4 protein-coding genes and 2 pseudogenes are annotated in these 3,398 nt (G+C 37.5%); all 6 read right to left on the reverse strand.

Translation table 11 applies throughout. The annotated features are described in order from the left end of the window. Positions 1–138: 138 nt before the first annotated feature. Positions 139–444, reverse strand: coding sequence for a ferritin family protein (locus IWB18_RS12180; protein WP_195683896.1), 306 nt, complete (start codon positions 442–444; stop codon positions 139–141). Between the two features lie 19 nt (positions 445–463). Then, positions 464–837 (reverse strand): annotated as a pseudogene (locus IWB18_RS12185) (rubrerythrin family protein); the annotation flags it as partial. Positions 838–963: 126 nt separating this feature from the next. Continuing rightward, positions 964–1,374, reverse strand: a pseudogene (locus tag IWB18_RS12190) (IS6 family transposase); the annotation flags it as partial. A gap of 389 nt (positions 1,375–1,763) precedes the next feature. Further along, positions 1,764–2,291, reverse strand: a complete 528-nt coding sequence (locus IWB18_RS12195; RefSeq protein ID WP_195683897.1) for a hypothetical protein — start codon at positions 2,289–2,291, stop codon at positions 1,764–1,766. Between the two features lie 82 nt (positions 2,292–2,373). Continuing rightward, on the reverse strand, positions 2,374–2,988 hold the full coding sequence (locus IWB18_RS12200) for a hypothetical protein (protein ID WP_195683898.1): 615 nt from the start codon (positions 2,986–2,988) through the stop codon (positions 2,374–2,376). 50 nt (positions 2,989–3,038) lie between these two features. Further along, the gene (locus tag IWB18_RS12205) at positions 3,039–3,278 is read right to left on the reverse strand and encodes a helix-turn-helix transcriptional regulator (RefSeq protein ID WP_225877849.1); all 240 of its coding nucleotides are present in this window, start codon (positions 3,276–3,278) and stop codon (positions 3,039–3,041) included. Between the last annotated feature and the right edge of the window lie 120 nt (positions 3,279–3,398).

Raw genomic sequence — 3,398 nt, forward strand, 5'->3', positions numbered from 1 at the left:
AGGTATCATCCTTTCACAACTTTTAAAGTCAACAGAGTTGCTTTACTGACTATAAAAGTACTTTGATGTAACCTATTGTCTCATGTTAAAGTAAATTTTAAAATCCATGCGATTATTGACCGCTTACTTTAGTTCAGCCTATTTCTTCATTTTCTCAATTTCTTCTTCTACTTCCTCGGCACCTTCCTGATAGAATTTTGCTTCGTCAGGTGCTAATTCATGTAAAAGGCGAAGGAATTCGCCAGCGTGCACTCTTTCCTCATCGGCAATATCCTTGAGTACTTCGATAGCCAATTCATTATCGGTAGATTCTGCAAGTTGCATATAAAGCTGGATAGCCTCATATTCAGCAGATATCATGAATCGAATTGCCCTAATCAATTCAGCGTCTGTTAGTTTCTTCTCCTTAGCAAGTCCTGAAAACGGATGTCCAAAGTCTGGCATAATAAACACTCCTTTTTGATTAATAGTTTTCTTTTCTAACTTCGAAATAGACCTGAGAGTATTTGCATACCGGGCATACTGCCGGTGCTTTTTTGCCAATTACAAGATGCCCGCAAACACGGCATTCCCACATGACCTCTTCGCTTTTTTCAAAAACCTTCTGCATTTCGATGTTGTTCAGCAGATAACGATAGCGAGCTTCATGGGCTTTTTCAATCTCTCCAACCCTTCTAAATCTTGCAGCAAGCTCAGGGAAGCCTTCCTCTTCTGCGTCCGATCATACATGTCTGTCCATTCATAATTTTCGCCTTCAGCAGCCGCCAGTAAGTTTTCTGCAGTACTAGCAAGATGTCCTAGCTCTTCATACCAAATTCTTGCATGCTCCTGTTCATTTCGGTTCCGGTGCAAAAAATTCAACTGCACAGAACTCAACCCTTATTTCTTGAATCCTTATGCCCCTATCCCAAGCACTTCATTTATCACGCTCACTTCAGAATGGACACATTGAATTCCTTCAACCTACCCTTTCCGTATCATATGCATGATTTCAATTCCGCAAATGGTCTTCACTGTGCTTTCATAACTATGAAAACCAAGCATCGGATTGATCTTCCGTTTTATGAACCGATGATCCTGCTCTATAATATTATTCAAATATTTTGTCATTCGGTGTTGGGTTTTGCAGCTCAAACTTCCATAATAGATCTCTTCAAGAATGGCGATTTCTGTTGCTCCATATTTGTCCGTTGTAATGACTCTTGGCTGCTGATTGTGAGATGCTTCTATCGATTTCTTGAAGAACTTTCTAGCAGTATTTTTATCACGATTTTCTGAAACATAGAAGTCTATTGTATCCGAATCCACGGCCCGGTAGAGATATGCATTCTTCCCCTTTATCTTCAAATATGTTTCGTCCATCCGCCAGGAATCGTTTGTTTTCTTGCCCGCGTGCGGATTCTCTCGTCAAGGATTGGGGAATATTGTCAGAGGATATTTTAGATACCACCTGATGCACAAAATAATAATCTCTGACTCATAATGCTTCCATTTAAAAAGATTCTCCGTCATTTTTCGTCCTCGATTCACCCTTAATACTTGGATTTTATCAGAGATCGAGAACATTGGGAAAGGGATTGATGTTTTTTGCACCAGAACCAAGGATTCTATGCACCTATTTCTTCCACAGCAGTGCAACAGTTTCAACATGCGTTACAACATAACCTTTATATAAAATAGCAAATCACACTGTAACCGGGGTAAATACTCATTTCCTATCCCCCCCTTTTTTACTTCTGAAAGTCTCAATGTGGGTGCTAAATTTAGTAATATTCCTTCAAATCTCCATCTGGTTCTTGAGCTTCTTTACCGGCCATCAAGTCTCGAATCCATACTGGTACATTTTGTAGCGGCTTTCTTTCTTTAAGATGATTGATCACTTCTTCTATGTCTTCATCTCGCCAGAACCTATCTCGAATGTAACATCTGCGGCAGCAGTAATTCCCACTCTTTGATTTGTTCTCAACCTCAGTTCTACAATAATTGCATACATGCTGGTAGATAATTGGATTCTTATGTTCCCATTCTCTTTTACATTCTGTAGAACAATAGGTCTTAGGACGCCCTTTCAGTTTCTTCTGATTAATTGGCTTCCCACAGTTTTTACAGTGTTCTCTGATTACCTTTTCAGGCTTTGGATTACTATAATCCTGCCCAAAGCCATCTAGCCCTCGACTCTTACAAAAATTCCTCACACTATCTCTACTTAGATCCATGGCAGTGGCTATGCTGCGATAGCCTATGCCTAACTTCCTGAGTTCAATGATTTTTTCTTTTTGTTCATTGGTCATTTGCATTACCTCCAATCCTTTGATTGGTATCTAGTAATGCGATAGAAATCTTGAGAAGTCAAGTATGTTAGCCCATAATCAGTTATTTGATTTTGCGGAATAAATAGTTTTCAGCTATTAGCTTATACTTCGGCTCTTTCATCTTCTCTTTGACTTTTACTAAATCAACATTTTTACTTCTTGGTAATACAAAATAATCATCCAGCTTGGTATCGATGATCCTATTATTCTTACCAATGACTCCAAGGAATTCAAAATCATCATCAAATCTGGATAAAGTGGCATCTCCATGACTATCATTACATAACAAAATGCCACCTGTATTTAAATACTTTTTCGTTTCTTGCCCTACAAAGCCTGCATATTGAGAAATGATCAAATCAACAGGTTCAACATCTAATTCTTCTGAATAATCTTGACCCATAAAAACTATGTCAGAAGGTTTCTCGTACTCTTTATTCTCTGCGATATATTTTTTTATCATTTCCATGTTCTTAAAGAAATTAATCGCCCCTTTGAAGTTATCAACATAAATCACCTTAGGTATAACCAAAGATGGTGCAATATCAATATGGCTTCCTGGATACAGAGCACTTGCTACGCCATACCTCTTAGCAACTATTCTGTAGAGTTCTGTTCTATTGCCTATCTTGTCTCGATACTCATGATATTCCTCAATGGTATTTCTGCTTTTCAATACACTACACCTCTTGATTCTATTTGTATTCTAAAGTAGATATATTAGGTTCATTTTGTTTCAATAATCTCAATTTCAAAAATATCGTTAACAGAAACATTCAACTCCTTTGCTATTCTCAATGCAAGTATCAGCGAAGGATTATACTTGTTTTGTTCTAAGGCTATTATTGTCTGTCTAGTACAATCAACTCTATTTGCTAAAGATTCTTGAGTTAATTCTGATCGGGATTGCCTTATCTCCTTAAGGTGATTAATCAGTTTTATATCTTTTTGCATCCTAGTGTCCATTCTTCTTATACAAGTATAATGAAGTATATCCTGCTGATAGATTAGCAACCACTATTGTACTATAAGCTATAAACCACACCCATCCTATGGGCATAGCACCGACTATTTCATATTTTATAT

Source organism: Alkalibacter mobilis (genome assembly GCF_015594845.1).
In the GTDB taxonomy this organism is placed as follows: Bacteria; Bacillota; Clostridia; order Eubacteriales; family Alkalibacteraceae; genus Alkalibacter; species Alkalibacter mobilis.

What these genes read in the sequence shown, in the direction of transcription:
- IWB18_RS12180 (WP_195683896.1), bottom strand. Translation starts at nt 444, where the DNA reads ATGCCAGACTTTGGACATCCGTTTTCAGGACTTGCTAAGGAGAAGAAA.
- IWB18_RS12195 (WP_195683897.1), bottom strand. Translation starts at nt 2,291, where the DNA reads ATGACCAATGAACAAAAAGAAAAAATCATTGAACTCAGGAAGTTAGGC.
- IWB18_RS12205 (WP_225877849.1), bottom strand. Translation starts at nt 3,278, where the DNA reads ATGGACACTAGGATGCAAAAAGATATAAAACTGATTAATCACCTTAAG.